This window comes from Micromonospora profundi (assembly GCF_011927785.1).
In the GTDB taxonomy this organism is placed as follows: Bacteria; Actinomycetota; Actinomycetes; order Mycobacteriales; family Micromonosporaceae; genus Micromonospora; species Micromonospora profundi.
The window spans coordinates 1593288-1610785 of the sequence record NZ_JAATJK010000001.1; the positions used below are offsets into that span (position 1 = coordinate 1593288).

Annotated in this window: 15 protein-coding genes; 11 read left to right on the forward strand and 4 right to left on the reverse strand. The window is 70.1% G+C overall.

Features of this window, described 5'->3' with window-relative positions:
- Positions 1–74: 74 nt before the first annotated feature.
- Positions 75–530, reverse strand: a complete 456-nt coding sequence (locus F4558_RS06915; protein ID WP_167943551.1) for a DUF4913 domain-containing protein — start codon at positions 528–530, stop codon at positions 75–77.
- A gap of 35 nt (positions 531–565) precedes the next feature.
- Positions 566–1822: a CAP domain-containing protein gene (locus F4558_RS06920; RefSeq protein WP_167943552.1), complete on the reverse strand. Its 1257-nt coding sequence runs from the start codon at positions 1820–1822 to the stop codon at positions 566–568.
- Positions 1823–2053: 231 nt separating this feature from the next.
- Between F4558_RS06920 and F4558_RS06925 the strand changes: the two genes are divergently transcribed.
- The 10 genes from F4558_RS06925 (at position 2054) to F4558_RS06970 (ending at position 12476) form a co-directional block, all read left to right on the forward strand.
- Positions 2054–2545, forward strand: coding sequence for a hypothetical protein (locus F4558_RS06925; protein WP_082377506.1), 492 nt, complete (start codon positions 2054–2056; stop codon positions 2543–2545).
- Positions 2542–2838 carry a hypothetical protein gene (locus F4558_RS06930; protein WP_197281554.1) on the forward strand — a complete coding sequence of 99 codons (297 nt, stop codon included), beginning with the start codon at positions 2542–2544 and terminating at the stop codon, positions 2836–2838. The genes F4558_RS06925 and F4558_RS06930 overlap by 4 nt, the downstream gene beginning before the upstream one ends.
- Positions 2839–2917: 79 nt before the next feature.
- Positions 2918–3283 (forward strand): hypothetical protein, encoded by a 366-nt coding sequence (locus F4558_RS31460; RefSeq protein ID WP_231640073.1) that lies wholly within the window; start codon positions 2918–2920, stop codon positions 3281–3283.
- Positions 3280–4002 carry a DUF8175 domain-containg protein gene (locus F4558_RS06940; RefSeq protein ID WP_167943553.1) on the forward strand — a complete coding sequence of 241 codons (723 nt, stop codon included), beginning with the start codon at positions 3280–3282 and terminating at the stop codon, positions 4000–4002. Before F4558_RS31460 ends, F4558_RS06940 begins: the two co-directional genes overlap by 4 nt.
- Before the next feature lie 3 nt (positions 4003–4005).
- Entirely contained in the window at positions 4006–5232 is a 1227-nt protein-coding gene (locus F4558_RS06945; protein WP_167943554.1) for a TrbL/VirB6 family protein, read from the forward strand.
- A gap of 49 nt (positions 5233–5281) precedes the next feature.
- Entirely contained in the window at positions 5282–6775 is a 1494-nt protein-coding gene (locus F4558_RS06950; protein ID WP_167943555.1) for an SCO6880 family protein, read from the forward strand.
- A complete protein-coding gene (locus F4558_RS06955) occupies positions 6772–8475 on the forward strand; it encodes a putative type IV secretion/conjugal transfer ATPase (protein WP_312877281.1) in 1704 nt (567 codons plus the stop codon). The genes F4558_RS06950 and F4558_RS06955 overlap by 4 nt, the downstream gene beginning before the upstream one ends.
- Positions 8472–10235 (forward strand): type IV secretory system conjugative DNA transfer family protein, encoded by a 1764-nt coding sequence (locus F4558_RS06960; RefSeq protein ID WP_312877282.1) that lies wholly within the window; start codon positions 8472–8474, stop codon positions 10233–10235. The genes F4558_RS06955 and F4558_RS06960 overlap by 4 nt, the downstream gene beginning before the upstream one ends.
- 262 nt (positions 10236–10497) lie before the next feature.
- The gene (locus F4558_RS06965; protein WP_167943556.1) at positions 10498–11928 is read left to right on the forward strand and encodes a hypothetical protein; all 1431 of its coding nucleotides are present in this window, start codon (positions 10498–10500) and stop codon (positions 11926–11928) included.
- Between the two features lie 260 nt (positions 11929–12188).
- Entirely contained in the window at positions 12189–12476 is a 288-nt protein-coding gene (locus tag F4558_RS06970) for a hypothetical protein (protein ID WP_209273209.1), read from the forward strand.
- Between the two features lie 142 nt (positions 12477–12618).
- Here the strand turns inward: F4558_RS06970 and F4558_RS06975 are convergent, their stop codons facing one another.
- Positions 12619–13968 (reverse strand): ricin-type beta-trefoil lectin domain protein, encoded by a 1350-nt coding sequence (locus F4558_RS06975; protein WP_376767495.1) that lies wholly within the window; start codon positions 13966–13968, stop codon positions 12619–12621.
- Positions 13969–14037: 69 nt separating this feature from the next.
- Complete coding sequence (locus tag F4558_RS06980; protein ID WP_053656525.1) at positions 14038–15399, reverse strand: lectin; 1362 nt, start codon at positions 15397–15399, stop codon at positions 14038–14040.
- Positions 15400–16026: 627 nt separating this feature from the next.
- Between F4558_RS06980 and F4558_RS06985 the strand changes: the two genes are divergently transcribed.
- Positions 16027–17466, forward strand: coding sequence for a glycoside hydrolase family 43 protein (locus F4558_RS06985; protein ID WP_167943557.1), 1440 nt, complete (start codon positions 16027–16029; stop codon positions 17464–17466).
- The last annotated feature ends 32 nt before the right edge of the window (positions 17467–17498 follow it).

Consider the following 17498-nt stretch of genomic DNA (forward strand, 5'->3'; position numbering starts at 1 on the left):
CGCTCTTGTCGGGGCACTGCCCACGCCGTCCTGCGGCCTCCCGTCCCCCTCGGCCGGGAGGCCACCGGCGGGACTCAGTACGGCTCGACGTGCGGGATCTCCTTGGCCCGGTGGGCGCCCGGCTTACACCCGGCGAACGGGCCGGACGGGTCGCGCAGCGTGCTCATCACCGGACCGAGGTGGTCCCGGTGCCAGTTCGCCGGCCCACTCAGCCCGGCGTTCGGGCCGGTGAGTTCCTGCCACGCCAACCACAACCCGTACAGCTGGGCGATCGCCTCGGGGTGCAGCCACCACCGGGAACACCAAGGTGCTGTGGAGGCGACCTCCCGGGCGTAGACCGGCACGAGCAGGTGCCGTACCCACATCGTCAGCATGCGCAGCGCCTCGGCGTACTCGTCCCCTTCCAGGTAGAGGATGAACGGCGGCTTCCTCGGCGCGGGTGGGCCTGACGTGTCAGTGTCCGGCGGACCCGGTTGCCCGGCCGGCTGCGCGGGCTCGGCGACCCGCTGCTGCTCCTGTGGTGACAGCATGTCCTCTCCTTCTCGGTTGGTCGGTGTGCTCACTGTCAGCTCGGCGCGGCGAAGTTCTGCGTCCAGTACGGGCCGTCCCCGGTGTCGGCCCGACCGATCCCGATCTCGGTGAACGCGCAGTTGAGGATGTTCGCCCGGTGGCCCGGGCTGTCCATCCAGGCAGTCATCACCGCCTCCGGCGTCGACTGGTTGTACGCGACGTTCTCCCCGTAGGTGCGCCACGCGTAGCCGGCCCGGTCCAGCCGCTGGCCCACGTCGCTGCCGTCGCTGCCGGTGTGCGACATGCTCCGGTGCTCGGCCTGGTCCTGGCTGTGCCGCTGCGCCGCGGTTGTCAGCTCCGGATCGCTCTGGACCGGCGCGCAGCCGGCCTCTGCCCGCCGGGCGTTGACGAGTTCGAGGACCCGGCCCGCGGCGGCGGCGCTGTCGCCACCGCCCGCACCGTCGGAGTCGTCATCGGCGTCGTCGTCCGCGTCGCCTGAGTCGTCGTCCTCGTCGGTGGTCGCCTCCGGACTGGGGCCGGTGGTCTGCGGCGTGCTGTACGGCTCGCCGAGGAGCCCCATGTACTGGCCGAAGTACGCTCGTACCTTGGCGACGTAGGCCCGGGTGTTCGTGCTCGGGCTGACCCCGCCGGCCTCGCGTACCGCGTCGATTCCGTCCTGGTACGCGGACAGGGTCAGGTCGAGAATGTTGCCGATCACCTTCCCCTCGTCCAGCAGGGTCTGCACCTCCTTGGCGAGCGCGCACATGTACTTCGCCTGCGCCATGATCGAGTCTTTCGGGTCCTCCGGGCGGGCCTTGTCGTTGTCGTCGGTGTCCTCGCCGTACTTCTCGAAGATCTCGGGGTCGAGCTGGGAGATGCCCACCTTCCCGTCCTCGCCGACCTTCGCCGTGTACCACCCGGAACCCACCTGGATCTGGGCGGCGATGACCACCGGACCGATCTGGGTGCACTCCTTGCCGGCGTCCTCGATGGTCTCCGACAGGGACGCCGGCACCTGCTCAGTGTCCAGTTCGCCCTTGCCGTCTCCCCGTCCCGCCTCGATGGACTGTCGGGCGGCGTCCTGGACGTCGATGTCCGGCCCGCCGCCGCTTCCGCTGAACCCACCGAAGAGCCAGATGAGCAGGATCAACGGGAGCAGCAGGATGTAGAGCGCGCCGACCACGACGACCAGGGCGCCGCCGAGGGCCAGCGCGATCGGGCTGGACATCAACGCCATGCCGCCACCGATTGCCGCGCTGATCAGGGCGATCCGGGTGCCGCTGCTCTCCCCACCCGCACTGGAACCACTCACGTCGCCTCCCGTCCTCGGATCGCTTGAAAAATCTGGAACTCCTCTTGAACCGGGGCGTCGGGCGCCCCGTAGAGGCGTCCGTCAACGAGCCGGACGGCCGCACAACGGGGCCGAGGGCTGATCGGTTCAACCCCGGTCGCGACAGATCAGATCGGGATTCACGAGGAGGAGGTGGATGGCATGATGCCCGCGACGATGGCCGGGCCGGCATCGCGTGTGCCACCGGGATCGGTGTCCGCGCGCACACCCGGTCACAGCCCCGAGCCGCAGCCCCGCCGCTACCTGTCCGACGAGGGGATCGGCTGGATCGCGGCGCACGGAGGCGCCGGCACGACGACACTGGCCCGGCTCCTCGGTGGCACCGACCTCGGCTGTCGATGGCCGGACGCGGCGTTGGCCGAACCCGCCACGGTCATGCTCGTCGGCAGGACCAACGCGGAGGGGATCCGGGCCCTCTCGCGGGCCCTCAACGCGCTGCGCGAGGGTCGGCACCCACCGGGCATGCGGTTGACGGGCCTGGTGCTGCTCGCCGACGCCCCGGGCCGGCTTCCGATGGCGCTGTCCCGCCGAATCCGGGTGCTGCGCTCGGTCGCCCCGGTGCACAGGGTGCCGTGGGTGCCGGAATGGCGTCTGGGCCGCCAGGCGCGTACGACGCCGAAGGCGGTGCTGCGGCTGGCCGCGGCGGCCGGTCTCCGTTCGGACACGCGGGGGAGACCGTCGTGAACCTCGATTTCGAATCTATCCGCGCGGCGGATCCGAGCCCGTTCGTGCCGCCGCCCGGCTACACCCCGGTCACCGAGGCGAACGACCTGCTCGGCCTGCTCGCCTGGTGTGTGACGGCGGCCGCGATCGCAGGTCTCATCATCGTCGGCATCCAGATGGCCTTGCAGCTCAACCGGGGTACGCCGGGCGAAGGCGCCGAGCACTTCCGTGGCCTGGCCGTCGTCGCGCTCGCCTGCGTACTCGGCGCCTCGGCCGGTCCGCTCGTCTCGTTCTTCGGCGACCTCGGTCTCTGACCAGTCGCCGCCGGTCGACCGGGAGTTCCCGGATCGCCGATCGTCCTGATCCGCTAGTTCTCCACAAGGAGTTGTTCCGATGTCGATCACCAGCCTCGCCCAGTCCGTCGCCGTTCACGTGCTCACCCGGCTGCCGATGGAGCCGGCGCCCGGAGGCGGTGGCGTGGTCAACCCGACGCCTGCCGCCCCCACCGCACTCTCCAACCTGGTCAACAAGCTGCTCGGGTTGATCGCCTGGGGCGGTACCGCCGCCGGGGTGGCCGGAGTGCTGATCACCGGCACGATGATGGCGATCTCGGTGAAGCGCGGCGAGAGTTCCGAGCACATGTCCCGGCTCGGCCTCGTCCTCGGCGGATGCATCCTCATCGCCGTCGCCGGTCCGGTCGCGAACTACTTCCTCGGCAGCGGCGGCGGTGGGGGCGCCACCCAGGGTGGAGCCCAGTGACCGGCGCCGACCGAGGGTGGTCCGAGGGCGGCAAACCGCCCTTCTGGACGGAACGGGGGTGGATCGTCTCGGCGGTCTTCCTCGCCGGAGCGGTACTGCTCTCCGGGATGGTCTGGATCGCCGGGCTGGGTGGGGACGACAGGTCCAGCCGGAGCGATCGGGCGGCAGCGGAGTCCGCGAGGCAACCGGTCACGCCCTGCCCGGGAACCTCCACTGTGGCGTCGGCCCCGACGAAACCACCCACTGACGTGTCCTGGCGGGCCGTCGACATCGGCTACCAGGTGCCGGTTTCGGCCAGCCAGGGACCGCTGCGCATCGAGGGCGGTGTGCTGCGTTGCTTCGCGCACACTCCGATCGGTGCGGTGCTGGCGGCGCACATCATCCCTGTGAAGTTGGACGGTCCCGACTGGCGGACCGTGGCCGACCTCCAGGTTCTGCCAGGCCAGGGCCGGGAGGTGTTGACCGCCCGGCTCGACCGGGTGGTCAACAACAACCGCCGGGGCGGGGGCAACTACGCCGGCTACGCGGTCGACGCGTACACGCCGGAGGCTGCCACCGTGCAGCTGCTCGTGCACGGCGCCGGGTCGTACATGGCGAGCCGGATCGAGCTGCGCTGGGACGACGGCGACTGGAAGCTCGCGCCGTCGCGGGTCGGCGTGGTGTTCGAGTCGATCGGCACGATCGCCAGCAGCCGTGGCTTCAGTGTGTGGAGGCAGTGAGACGTGTGTGACACGAATCCGCTGAACAGCCTGAAGGACATCTTCGAGCTCATCATCAACCCGGTCGGAATGTTCGTCCGGATCATCGCCAACCTGATCCTCGCCGGGGCGATCTCGATCTTCGGTGAGTTGACCGACGAGGTGCCCACCCTCTCGGCGGAGGCGGACGGCGAGCCCTCCATGGCCGTCCCCGGGATGATCAGCGACCAGATCGAGTGGCTCATCGTCTACCTGGCGATCGGCTCGATCCTCTTCGCCGCCGCCAAGATGGCGATGGATCGGCGCGCCGAGGCCGGCAAGGTGGCGCTGCGCGGTTTCCTCCGGGTGATCCTGGTGGCCGGGGCTGGCTCGTGGATAGCGATCAAGGCCGCCGCCATCTCGGACGACTACACCCGGCACCTCTTCTCCACGGCTTCCCTGAACATCATCAAGAGCGTGCCGTGCATCGACGACGGCTCCGGGATGGAGGCGTTCCTCCTCCTGGTCCTGGCCTTCCTGCTGCTGATCTCGGCCATCGTGCACGTCCTGCTGCTCTACGTCCGCCTCGGCGTGATGATCCTCCTGCTCGGCACCCTTCCGCTGGCCGCCGCCGCATCCATGACGAGCTGGGGTGCCGGCTGGTGGCGCAAGCACATCGGCTGGACGGTCGCCTGGCTGCTCTACAAACCGGCGGTCGGCCTGATCATGTACGCCGGCTCGCAGATGATCGCCCAGGGGAACAACTACGAGAACGGCATCCACAGCCGAATAGCCGGGGTCGGCGTACTGCTGCTGTCGGCGATCGCGCTCCCCGCCCTGCTCAAGCTCGTGGTCCCGGCCACGGCGGCGCTAGGCACCGGTGACCCGGCCGGCACCGCCATCTCCGCGGCCGGTGGCGCGATCGCCTCAGGTGCGAAGAAGGTCGTCAGTTCCGCCGCGTCGTCGTCCGGCGGCAGTGTCGGGCCGTCCGGGTCACGGGCACCCAGCGGTGCCTCCGGCCCTGCCGGCAGAGACGGCCAGGGAGGGGGTTCCGGGAGTGGAGGCCGCGACGGTGCGCCTGGCCGCGACGGCGCTGGCGCACGGCCCGCCCCGAGCCAGGCCGGTGCCGCGACGAGCGCCTCCGGCGCAGCAGCGGCCGCCGCCGGGCCCGCCGCCGCCGTGATCGGCGCGACGTACCAGGCGGCTCAGGTCGGCCGGCGCATGGTGTCCGGCGCGGTGGAGCGCGCTGACGGCGACGCGGGCCACAACTGACAGTGGGTCGGCGGTCGACCGCCGACCAGAAGAGACGAGGGAGAGGTCCATGTCGACGGAAGCCGCCATCGAACCGACGTACGGGAACTGGCGCCGGCCACGCCGCGCCGGGCTGGGACCGTTCGGCCTGCTCGGCACTGTCGGGGTCTTCGGCGGGCTGGTGGTGGTGCTGCTGGCGTCCCTGGCATCGCTCCAGGCGGCGATGGTGATCGGTACGCCGTTCGTGCTGGGCCTTGTTCCCATGGCCGTGCGCACCCCGGACGGCCGCAACCTGTATCAGCTCGTGACGCTGCGGATCGGCTGGTCCCGGCGCCGGGCCCGCGGCGAGCACCTGTACGTCTCGGGGCCGCTGTCGGCCCGTCCCGAGGGTCGGTTCGCCCCGCCCGGCATGCTCAGCGGGGTGGTTGCCCTGGAAGGGCGGGACGCCTACGACAGGCCGTTCGGGGTGCTGCACCACCGCCGTCGCAACCTCTACACGATCGTGCTGCGCTGTGAGCCCGACGGCGGGTCGCTTGTCGACCCGGACCAGGTCGACACCTGGGTGGCGCTCTGGGGCGAGTGGCTGTCCCGCCTCGCCCACGAGCCGGGGCTGCGCGGGGCGTCGGTGGTGGTGGAGACCGCGCCCGACCCGGGCACTCGACTGGCGACCGAGGTGCTTCCCCGGCTCGACGCCGACGCCCCGCCCGCCGCCCGCGCGGTGATGCAGGAGGTGGTCGACGACTACCCGTCGGCGTCGTCGGAGATGAACTCGTACATCACCCTGACGTACGCGCCTGTGGGTGGACCTCGCCGCGACCCGGAGGACGTCGTCACCGACCTGGCCATCCGGGTGCCGAGCCTGCTGACCGGGCTTGTCAGCGCAGGCGGTGGGGTGGCCGAGCCGCTCGACGTCGAGCAGATCGCCGAGGTGGTCCGAGTCGCGTACGACCCGGCGTGCGCCGCCGACGTGCTCAGCGTGCGCGCGGAGCACGGCCGCACCGGGTTGGAGTGGATCGACGCGGGGCCGGTGGCGGCCATGGAGACGGTCGACGCGTACCAGCATGACTCCGGGGTGTCGCGGACCTGGCTGCTCACCCTGGCACCTCGGGGCACGGTCCGCTCCAGTGTGCTGCGGACCATGCTTGACGCCTCCGCCGGCACCCGCCGCAAGCGCGTGGCGCTGCTCTACCGGCCGATCGACCCGGCCACCTCCGCCCGGATCGTCGAGGCGGACCGGCGGACCGCCCAGTTCATGGCGACCTCGGGTCGCGGCATGGTGCAGGCGCGGGCCGCCGCCGAGGTACGCGCCGCCGAACAGGCCGCCTCCGAGGAGGCCACCGGCGCCGGGCTCGTCGAGTTCTCCCTGATGCTCACCATCACCGTCGACCGCCCCGACCAGCTCGACGACGCGTCGGTGGTGGTGCGCAACCTGACCGGTGCCGCCCGGATCTCCATGCGGCCGGCCAACCGGATGCAGGCCGCCGCGTTCAGCTGCACCCTGCCGACCGGAATTCTGCCCTGGGAACAGACCATGCTGCCGCACGAACTCCAGGAGGCGATGTGAGTACCCAACTCGGGGCCGGCTGGCCGGTCGGGCACGCCGGGGCGTCCACGGCGCTCACGGGCCTGGTCGGTGAGCCGGACGACGAGGCCCCGAAGCCGGCCAAGGCCACGCCACCGAAGCCCCGCCGGGATGTCCCGGTCTCGGCACGGGGCTGGGACGGACCGGGCGGCGGCAAGGTCGGCTACCTCGACGCCCCGACGATGTGGCGGGCCACCACCGTGCAGGCGTGCGGGCTCTGGCCATTTTCGGCGGGCTCCGGCGCGCCGATGTCGGGGGTGCCGCTCGGTCAGCATCTCTTCACCGGCGCGACGGTGTGCGGCGACCCGATCTCGTGGTTCACCCGGGCGAAGTACATCTCCAACCCGTCGCTGTTCATGCTCGGCATGCCCGGCCTGGGCAAGTCGACCCTGATCAACCGGATGGCGGTGGGGCTGGCCGCCACCGGTGTGGTGCCGCTGGTCCTCGGCGACCTGAAGCCTGACTACGCAGACACGGTCCGCGCCCTCGGTGGGCAGGTCATCTCGATCGGTCGCGGGGTCGGTGGCATAAACGTGCTGGACCCGGGAGCGATGGGGCTTGCCGCCGAACGGATCGGTGGCAAGGCCGGTCAGGCGCTGGCGGCCGAGACCCACGGCCGGGTGCTCAACATGGTGGCGGCGCTGCTGACAATCGTGCGGGGCCGGCCCCTGGACGATCACGAGCAGGCGGTGCTCTCCGCCTGCCTGCGGCACCTGCGGGAACGTACCCCGAACGGTCGTGCCCCGGTCCTTCCGGATCTGCTGCGGGTGTTGGAGGAGGGCCCGGACCGGGTCCGGGCGGTGACCCTGGACCGGGGGCAGGAGACCCGGTACCGCGACGCGGTGGACCCGCTGCACCGCTCGCTGCTCGGCATCCTCGACGGCGCGCTCGGTGACACGTTCGGCTCGGCCACCTCGACCCGGATCAACCTGGACGCCCCCGCCGTCTGCATCGACATCTCCCGGATCGGCGAGTCGGACACCCAGCTCACCGCGGCGGCGATGCTCGCCGCCTGGTCTGACGGGCTGGGTACGGTCGCAGCCGCGCACGCCCTGGCCGACGCCGGCATGGCACCGCGCCGCTGGTTCTTCACGATCCTTGACGAGTTGTGGCGCCCGCTGCGGGCGGCCTCCGGCATCGTCGACCGGATCGACGCGCTGACCCGGCTCAACCGTTCACTCGGCCTCGGCGACGCGAAGATCACCCACACCCTCAAGGACGCCGAGGCACTCGGCACCGATGCCGACCGGGCCAAGGCGCGCGGTTTCGTGGAGCGGGCCGGGATCGTCGCCTGCGCCGGACTGCCGGCCGCCGAGATGACCGAGCTGGGCCGGGTGATCGGCCTGTCCCGGCGAGAGATCGAGCTGGTCTCCTCCTGGTCGTCCCCGCCGGGCTGGGCGAGCAGCGGCAGCAACGAGGAGCCACCCGGCCGGGGCCGGTTCCTGATCAAGGTGGGTGGTCGGCCCGGCATCCCGATCCGGGTGTCCATCACCGACACCGAGCGCCGCCTGCACGACACCAACCTGCGCTGGGTGCAGAACGGGTACGCCGAACAGCAGGCCGCCGAGCGGGCGGCTGCCCGCAAGGCGGTATTCGAGGCCGAGGCCGAGTTGGGCAACCTGGCCACCCGACCGGAGTACGCCCAGGTGAGCGACGAAGCCGGCCGGAGGTTTCAGGCGTGAGCGGAAAGATGTCCTCCGGTCCGCCACGCGGGGCGGACCTGTTCTTCTGGGCCTTCAGCCTGGTGGTCCTCGCCAACCTCGGGCTCTTCATCGTCGCCTGGACCGGCGGCACGCTCGGCGCCGGCGTGACCGGGCACGGCTGGCGGCCGCCGCCGTTCACAATGGGCTCGTACTTTGCCCTGGTCTCCGGCGACCTCGACACGCTCTGGCCCGGCGCGTCCCCGTACGCGGTCTACGGCGGGATGGTCGTGGTGGCCGCGCTCCTCGTCGTGCCGGTAGTGGTGGCCGGGCGCTGGCTGCTCGACAGGCGCAACCAGGGCGTCGGGCTGGCCCGCCGCAGCGACCTCGCGTCGTTGGCCCCGGCCGGCATCGCCGCCCGCGCCCGGGAACTGCGTCCCTCGCTGGCCGGGATGAAGCACCTGCCGCCGGACGAGACCGGCAACCTGCTCGGCGACCTGTCCCCGAACGGCCCGGAGCTGCGCTCCTCCTACGAGGACGTGGAGCTGGACCTGATGGCGCCCCGGGCCGGCAAATCCACGGGCATCGCCATACCCCGGGTGCTGCGTGCCCGCGGCGCGGTCCTGCTGACGTCAAACAAGTCCGACGTGTACGCGGTGACCCGCGCCGAACGGGAACGCGTCGGCACCGTCTGGACGTTCGACCCGCAGGGCATCGCGCACGCGCCTCGGGAGATGTGGTGGGACATCCTCGCCGACTGCGTCACGATCGAGGGCGCGCGGCGACTGGCCGGGCACTTCGTCGCCTCGGTCAACGACGACAGCTCGAAGAAGGACTTCTGGATCTCGGCGGCGCAGAACACCCTGACCGCGCTCTTCCTGGCCGCCGCCCGGGGGCGGGCCTCGGTCACCGATCTGCTCGGCTGGCTGGCCGACCCGGCCGACCGCACTCCGATCGACCTGCTGCGCGACGCGAACATGCAGGCGATGGCCGAGCAGTTGCAGGGCACCGTACGCGGGGCCGTGGAGACCCGCGACGGCATCTACGAGACCGCCCGGCAGTGTGTGGCGTGCCTGCTCGACCCGGACATCCTGGCGTGGGTAAGCCCGGACCCGTACCTGCCGCAGTTCCGTCCGGACCGGCACGTGCTCGGCCGGGACACCCTCTACCTGCTCTCCAAGGACGGCGGCGGCTCCGCCGCAGGGGTGATCGCCGGACTCGCCGACGCGACGCTGCGGGCCGGGGTGGTCGCCGCCGAGCGGATGGGCGGGCGGTTGGACCCGCCGATGACGGCGGTGCTCGACGAGGCGGCGAACGTGTGCCGGATCTCGGACCTGCCCGACCTCTACTCGCACCTCGGCTCGCGCGGGATCAACGTGGTGACCCTGTTGCAGAGCTATCGGCAGGGGTCCCGGGTCTGGGGCGAGGCGGGCATGGACGCGATGTGGGGCGCGGCCACAATCAAGCTGCTCGGCGCGGGGCTCGACGACGCCGACTTCGTGGAGAAGATCTCCAAGCTGGTCGGTCAGCACGACGTGAGCACCGTCAGCGTCTCGCGCAGCCGGGACGGCTCGTCGCGGTCGGTCTCGTACCGGCAGGAGCACGTCCTGCCTGCCGACCGGATCCGCGCCCTGCCGAAGGGGACAGCCCTGTTGCTGGCCACCGGCGTCCGACCGGCGGTGATCAAATTGCGCCCCTGGTACAAGGAGCCGGACGCGGGACGGATCTCGGCGCTCGCCAAGCAGGAGGTCGCGGCCATTACCGAGCGGGCCACCGCCAAGCTCGGCACGGGGTGGTCGTAGGGATTCGGCAGCCTCATCGGGACGCGATCAAATCTCCCGTTACGAGGTGCACCGCGCACTGTCCTCCACAGTAGTGCTGGCGACAGAGGGCGTGCGACGAGCACGGTGCCGCCGCGCTCGCGTGCAGGCCGTGGTCTGTTCTGGGTACGGCTGGTCACGGTCGGCGGGCCATCCAAAAAAGATCTCCGATCCGGACTGAACCGGCGCGCCGGGTGCCGCGTAGAGCGGGAATCCACGTCCGCCGTCGTCAGGAGACGATGAAATGGAACGTAGTCAGAACTCCAGACAACCCTACGACCACGGAAGCGGCTACCAGGGCTCCAGCCGCAGCGCCAGCGACCAGGGCGACGACAACGCCTACACCTACGACAACCCCTATCCCTACGCCTACGACAACGGCTCGACGTACGACGTAAGCCCGTGGGCGGAAACCGCCCCCGTCCCAGACACGTCGCAGTACTACGCGGACACATCGCTGTACTACGCGAACACCTCGCAGTATGCGAACAGCGGTGTCGACGTCGCACCGCAGCCGCTCGCGGCTGTTGCGTCCTCCTCGATGCCGGTGAGTTACTCCCACCCGACCGAGTGGGCGCAGAGTGGTGAGGTCGATGACCTCACCACTCTGATGCAGCGTCAGCACCTCTCCGACGACTACGGCCCCCTCCAGCAGGACGTGCTGGAGGCGCAGGACGCGTTCGCCTCGTCGGCCGCTGATTACTGGGCGTCCGCGGCGGTCCCGGTGGCGCCGCCGCCTACCTTCGGCGAGATGGACGAGAGCACGGCCGCGTGGCAGAGCGCCGCTGAGGAGATCCTCCGCGGTGTCAACGATGCCGCGTCGGGGGCGGAGTTCCAGCTCGGAACCCACCAGGGGATCCCGAGCGAACTGATCGTCTCCAACGGCTCCCCGCTCGCCAGCCCCGGCCACTCCCGGGGCGGTTCCCCGACCGGTTCGATCCGCGACGGGGACGGCCGGGAGCCGGGGCGGGCGGATTCGTTCCGGATCACCGAGACGGATCGAGGGGAACTGGGGGTCGCGCAGAACACCGGTGGTGGTTGGCGGGAGGTCGGCCGAGACGAGGAGATCCGGACCCGGATCTTGTATGCGCTCGGCAGCACACTCGAGGGGATCGGGCGGACCGCTGCGGTCTCGATGGCCATCGCGACAGGCAACGCGACGATTCTCGGTGCCGACATCTACAACAGAGGGCAGAGCATCTACGAGAACCTCACCAACCCACCGGTCAACCTTCCGCGACTGGGCCGAGACGTCGCCGACATCGCCGGTCTCGCCGCCGGAGTCGCGGCCGGTTACACAGTGGTCTCGGGTGTGAACCGGCAAGCGTCAACGGACGACTACCTGGCGATCAACAGGCCCAATATCCGAGCGGCGGGCTACCTGAACTTTACGTCCGTTGCCGCGTACGGGGCAGGTTCCTATCTGGCCGGTATGGAGAATCGGAGAGCTGCGGCCACGCCCACCGACGTCGGCGGCGAGCGCGGGTCGCACGAGACGTCCGCACCAGAGCCGTCGGGGTCACACCGGTCGCGGGGAACGACAAGCGACGCTGCCCGGATGACCGCTCCGGACACCTCACATCACGAGGCCGAGCAGGTGGGGGAGTCGAGCAACCGGTCGACACACCAGCACGTCAGTTCGCGACGCGCAGGCAAAGCGCCGGCGAGACGGTGACGCCCGTCCTGCGCCAGGTCGGGCAGAGGTGCGTACCCAGCCTCTGCCCGCACTGACCGCAGGTGGCACCCCTGGCCGGTTGTGCCTGGTCAGGGGTGCCGCCCCTCCGCGGAGCACGGCCCTCGTTACCTGACGCCGGCATCCCGAGTGGTGACGGGCTGTCGGCGGATGGCGCCGCGGGGCCGCTCTCCGCTGCCGTCCGCACGGCGGCGCGGATGTCATGGCGCAAACGAGCGCAGTCCGGGATAGCCTTACCGTATATGGCTACCTATCGCAGCACCTCAGTGCTTCTCTCGTCGGACGGCACCAGGACCCCCGGCACCGTCGCGCTCTTCGCCGAGCCTGCCCGCAGGGGTGGGATCGCGCCGTGGGCAGGCGACTTCCGGCCTGCCAACAGCGCCGGTAACGGCCCCAAGAACGCAGTCGGAAAGACCTTCAGTCTGGAGTTGCCCGACGGCAGCACCGGCACTGTCGTGGTCCAGAGCCTCAAACAGGGCAAGGGCGGCACCGTGCTGGCGCTGATGGGCGAGGACGCGCCTCCGTTCTGAGGCAACGCACTACCGAATTCCTCATCCCGGTCGACGGGCGGCGGCCGGGGTGGCAGTTCGCGATCGACGACGTGGCCTGACGACCACGCGCCGCCCAGCACAGAGGCCGGGCAGCGCGTGGTCGGCGCTGCCTGATGCGGTGCTAGGTGCGCGTGCTCCACTGCTGGTTGGCGCCACCGTGGCAGGCCCAGAGGTGAAGTTGCGTCCCGTTGGCAGTGCCGGCGCCGACGGCATCGAGGCAGAGCCCCGACTGCGCCGCGGTGATGGTGCCGTTGGAGTTCAGGTTCCACTGCTGGTTCGCCTGGCCGTTGCAGTCCCAGATGATGACCGCGGTGCCGTTGGCGCTGCCGGCTCCGCTGGCGTCCAGGCATTTGTTGCCGTACACGGTAAGGGTGCGGTTGGCGGTATGGGTCCAGCGCTGGTTGGTCCCGCCGTGACAGTCCCACAACTGCGCCCGCGCGCCGTTGCTGGTGCTGGAATTGGGGATGTCGATGCACCGGCCGGACTGGCTGCCCGCGATCAGCACGTTCTGCCGGGCTGGTGGCGGGCTCGATGGCGGGGTCGACGGCGGGGGAGTGGTGGGCGGCGGAGTGGACCCGAACTGGGTGAAGAACCGCCACACCTCCTGCTTGACCCAGCTCCGCGCGCCGCTCTCACAGCCGGCGCACCCGTCCACCGGGCCCTGCTGGTGGCCGCCGTCGAACGCGGCCCAGACCACCGGATAACCGCTCTGGCACGAGTAGGCGGTGGTGATGTGGGTCCGGCTGCCCGGTGCGGGCTCGGGTGGGTTCTGCGCGGCGCAGCCGTTGTTCCGGACGAACCTGTCGCGCAGAGCCCGTCCGCTGGAGATGTTGTCGTTGATGCCGTGGATCCCCAGGTACGCCACCGGCTGCGTGCCGCCGCTGCACCCGCTGATCGGCCCGGGAGCCGCGATTGCCGCGACCGCCCGGAACACAGTGGGTCGGGAACACGCCAACGAGTAGCTCATCGCGCCGCCGTAGCTGAAACCGACCGAGAAACGTTGTGTGGTATCGACGCAGAGCGCGTTGTCGATCAGGCGGATCATGTCGTCGGTGAAGGTCACGTCCTCACCATTGGAATTGCCCCAGCCGTTACCGATGCCCTGCGGGGCGACGAAGATCGTGGTGTTGTTCGCCTGCGACTGCATGCCGTAGTAGGCCCACGCTGCTCCGTCGGTTCCGCCCGACGCCACCTGCTCGGCCGTGCCTCCCAACCAGTGGAACCCGAAGGCCAGCCGGTGGGCATAGGTGTTGTTGTAGTTGTCGGGCAGCCGAAGGATGAAGCTGCGGCTCTTCCCACTGCTCTGGATGGTGTGGGTGCCGCTGTTCAGCCCGGGCGCCCTGCCGCAGCCGGCAGTGGTGGCCGCGGCCGCCGACGCGGCGGTCGTGAGGACGTACGCTCCGACGGCGACCAGCGTCATGAGCGCCAGTGCTGCCCCTATCCAGGGGGTGGAGAGTTTGCGAACTAACACAGTTGAGCCTCCCTATGGGGCGAAGAAAACTCCGCGGGATCGTTGCCCTACCGAGGCGCTCGGCAGGGGTCAGCCTCGGCTCCATCGTTGGCTGGCCGCGCCGGTGCAGTCCCAGATCTGGATTCGTGTCCCGTTGGCAGTGCCGCCGCTGACGACGTCCAGGCACCGGCCCGAACCAACTCCGGTGATTGAGCCGTCAGCATTGAGCCGCCACTTCTGGTTGGACTGGCCGTTGCAGTCCCAGATGATCACCGGGCTGCCGTTCGCGGTGCCGGCGCCGCTGACGTCGAGGCACTTGCCGCCGAAGACCCGCAGCTCCTGCGAGGCGGTCGAGGTCCAGCTCTGGTTGGTCTGGCCGTGGCAGTCCCAGATGATCGCCGTGGTCCCGTTGGTCTGCGAGGCGCCGTTGACGTCCAGGCACCGTCCGGAGGACGTGTTGCGCAGGATCGACGTGCCGCTCGGGGGCGGGGTGGTCGGGGGCGGGGTGGTCGGGCCCGGCGTGGGGTCGGTGCTGCCGAACTGGGTGAAGAACCTCCACACCTCGCCCTTGGTCCAGGTCCTGGCTCCGCTGTCCCCACCGCCGTCCACCGGGCCGGGGGTGTGCCCGCCGTCGAAGGCGGCCCACACCACCGGATAGCCGGCCCGGCAACCGGAGTAGGTGGTGGTGATGTGGGTCAGGCTGCCCGCCCTCGGCTCGGGTGGGTTCTGTGCGGTGCACCCGTTGTTCCGCACGAACCTGTCCCGGAGAGAACGTCCGGCGGAGATGTTGAGCACCGAGTCCCCAAGGCCGTGGATTCCCATGTACGCGATCGGCTCGGTGCCGCCGCTGCACCCGCTGAGCTGCCCGCCCGAGTAGACCGCGACAGCGCGGAAGACACCGGCTCGGGAACAGGCGAGCGAGAAGCTCATGCCTCCGCCGTAGCTGAAGCCGAGCGCGAAGCGCTGCGTCGTGTCGACACAGAGGTCTGCGTCGATCAGCCTGATCATGTCGTCGACGAAGGTGACGTCCTGGCCTCCGGGGTTGGCCCAGCCGTTGCCGTTGCCCTGGGGGGCGACGAAAATGGTGCTGTTGTTCGCCTGCTGCCGCAGCCCGTAGTAGGACCAGGCAGCCCCGTCCGACCCACCGGAATCGACGTCGTTGGCGGTGCCGCCGTTCCAGTGGAATCCGAAGATCAATCGGTAGGCGTGGTTGCGGTCGTAGTTGTCGGGGATCCTCAGGATGAAACTGCGGTTCTGGCCGCTGCTCTGGATGGACCGTTGCCCGCTTGTCAACGTGGGTGCCTTGCCGCACCCGGCGGTGGCGGCGGCCACCGCGACGTTCGCGGCCGACGCGGTGCCGCCCACACCGCCGGCCAGTGCGGTCGCGCCCACGGCCACGACGACAGCCGCGGCCGTCGCGAGAGAACGAAGGAGGGGTCTACGTTTTGTCATGATGGGGCTCCCGCCACTCGGCACGGATCGATCCACAGGTAGAAGAAGCGCGGCGACCGCGCGGCGTCGCGTCCGGGTGCCCCCGCTGACCACTCGCCGCAGCGGAGCCCGAGAAGACGCGTTGTGCACGGCGTCCGGCCGGCTCATCGGCACCAGATCCCGCCACCGGTCTCGCCGCCCACGCGGGACCAGTCGGTGGTCGAATCGGTTCGGCCAGACGCTAGATCAGGCAGAGAAGTGTGTCAATGCTGTGTCCGGCGGGTTGCGGGTCGATGCGTCCCGGCGCGCTCGGTGCCCCGGGGCGATGCGGCCGAGGGGTGTCGGTGGCCTCCAGCAGCGGCCTCGCGGCCCTGCTCCATGCCGGCATGTCGATTCCTTGACACTCACCGATGCGATCGCTAACACTGTTCGCAACGCGAGGGTAACAAGCACAAAACATTGCGCCGCATTTCGCGTGATGTGCGAAACGGCAACCGCTCCGCATCGGTCGTCATGGTTCCAGATCCCGATGGTCCTCGACCTCGAACAGGTTGATCTTGTTAACGCTAACATTGATGATCATCCGAGACGGGATGCTCGTGCGCTCCTCCAGCTGACTCGTATGGCCATCCGCGAAGGAGAAACACCATGTCGAGAGCCCTCTCCCGGCTGTGTGCGGTGGCGGTCGCCGCGTGTCTGCTGTTCACCACATGGTCGGCGGCGACCCCGAAGGAGGCGTCCGCGCTCGACCCGACCGTCGGATACCTGATGGCGCACTTCACCGGAGAGTCGTCGACCGACCAACAGATCTACCTCGCCCACAGCGCCGACGGCCTTCGCTGGACGGACCTCAACAACGGTGGCCTCGTCCTGCGTTCCCCCATCGGCACCCGCGGTGTCCGCGACCCTGTCCTGGTCCGCTCGCCCGGCGGCGACAGGTACTGGATCATCGCCACGGACCTCTGCATCGGCTGCGGCCAGGACTGGTCGACAGCGATCAACAACGGCAGCCGCAACTTCGTCGTGTGGGAGTCCACCGACCTGGTCACCTGGTCGGCGCCGTGGCTGCTGAACGTCGCTGGCGCCATCCCGGACGGGCGCAACGCCTGGGCGCCCGAGGCGATCTGGAACCCGGCCACCGGCGACTACGTCCTCTACTGGGCGACGAACGTCCCGCTCAACGGGGTCACCAAACACCGCATCTACTACGCGCGGACGACGAACTTCCGCAGCATCACCACACCGCAGCTCTACATCAGCCGACCCGGCAACCAGGAGATCATCGACACCCAGATCGTCGAGGTTCCGGCCGGCGTCGGTGCCTACCGCTACGTCCGGGCGTCCCGGGACGGTCAGATCACACTCGAAGGCAGCAACTCGATCCTCGGCACCTGGACGACCCTCGGAAACCTGTCCGGCATCGGGCTGACCGGCGCCCAGGTCGAAGGCCCGATGTGGCTGAAGTTCAACACCCGCAACGAGTGGGTTCTCTACCTCGACCAGTACGCCAGCGGGCGCGGTTACCTGCCCGTGCTGACAACCGATCCGTCGAGCCCGGGTGGCTTCCGGCTGCCGGCCTCCGGCTCGTACTCCCTGGGTGGCACCAAGAAACGCCACGGATCGATCCTCAACCTGACCGCCGCCGAACAGAGCCGCGTGCTCGCCCGCTGGCCCGCCACAGCGGTCAACCGGATCCAGTCGTACAACCTCCAGGACCGGTACGTGCGGCACGCCAACTACGACGCCCGCGTCGACGCGAACGTCAGCCCCGCCCAGGACGGCCAGTGGCGGTTGGTGCCCGGCCTCGCCGGCTCCGGCACGGTCTCCATCCAGTCGGTCAACTACCCCGGCTACTACCTGCGCCACTACGGGTTCGACTTCCGGCTGGAAGCCAACGACGGCACCACCACCTTCGCTGCCGACGCCACGTTCCGGCAGGTCGCCGGCCTCGCCAACTCGTCGTGGACGTCGTTCCAGTCCTACAGCCACCCCGACCGCTACATCAGGCACTACAACTACCTGCTCCGGCTCGATCCGGTCACCGACGCGCAGAGCCGCGCCGACGCCACCTTCCGCGTGACGAGCTGAACGTCGTCTGAGCCCACACCGATTGGACATGT

What these genes read in the sequence shown, in the direction of transcription:
- F4558_RS06985 (WP_167943557.1), top strand. Translation starts at nt 16,027, where the DNA reads ATGTCGAGAGCCCTCTCCCGGCTGTGTGCGGTGGCGGTCGCCGCGTGT.
- F4558_RS06970 (WP_209273209.1), top strand. Translation starts at nt 12,189, where the DNA reads ATGGCTACCTATCGCAGCACCTCAGTGCTTCTCTCGTCGGACGGCACC.
- F4558_RS31460 (WP_231640073.1), top strand. Translation starts at nt 2,918, where the DNA reads ATGTCGATCACCAGCCTCGCCCAGTCCGTCGCCGTTCACGTGCTCACC.
- F4558_RS06915 (WP_167943551.1), bottom strand. Translation starts at nt 530, where the DNA reads ATGCTGTCACCACAGGAGCAGCAGCGGGTCGCCGAGCCCGCGCAGCCG.
- F4558_RS06965 (WP_167943556.1), top strand. Translation starts at nt 10,498, where the DNA reads ATGGAACGTAGTCAGAACTCCAGACAACCCTACGACCACGGAAGCGGC.
- F4558_RS06950 (WP_167943555.1), top strand. Translation starts at nt 5,282, where the DNA reads ATGTCGACGGAAGCCGCCATCGAACCGACGTACGGGAACTGGCGCCGG.
- F4558_RS06980 (WP_053656525.1), bottom strand. Translation starts at nt 15,399, where the DNA reads ATGACAAAACGTAGACCCCTCCTTCGTTCTCTCGCGACGGCCGCGGCT.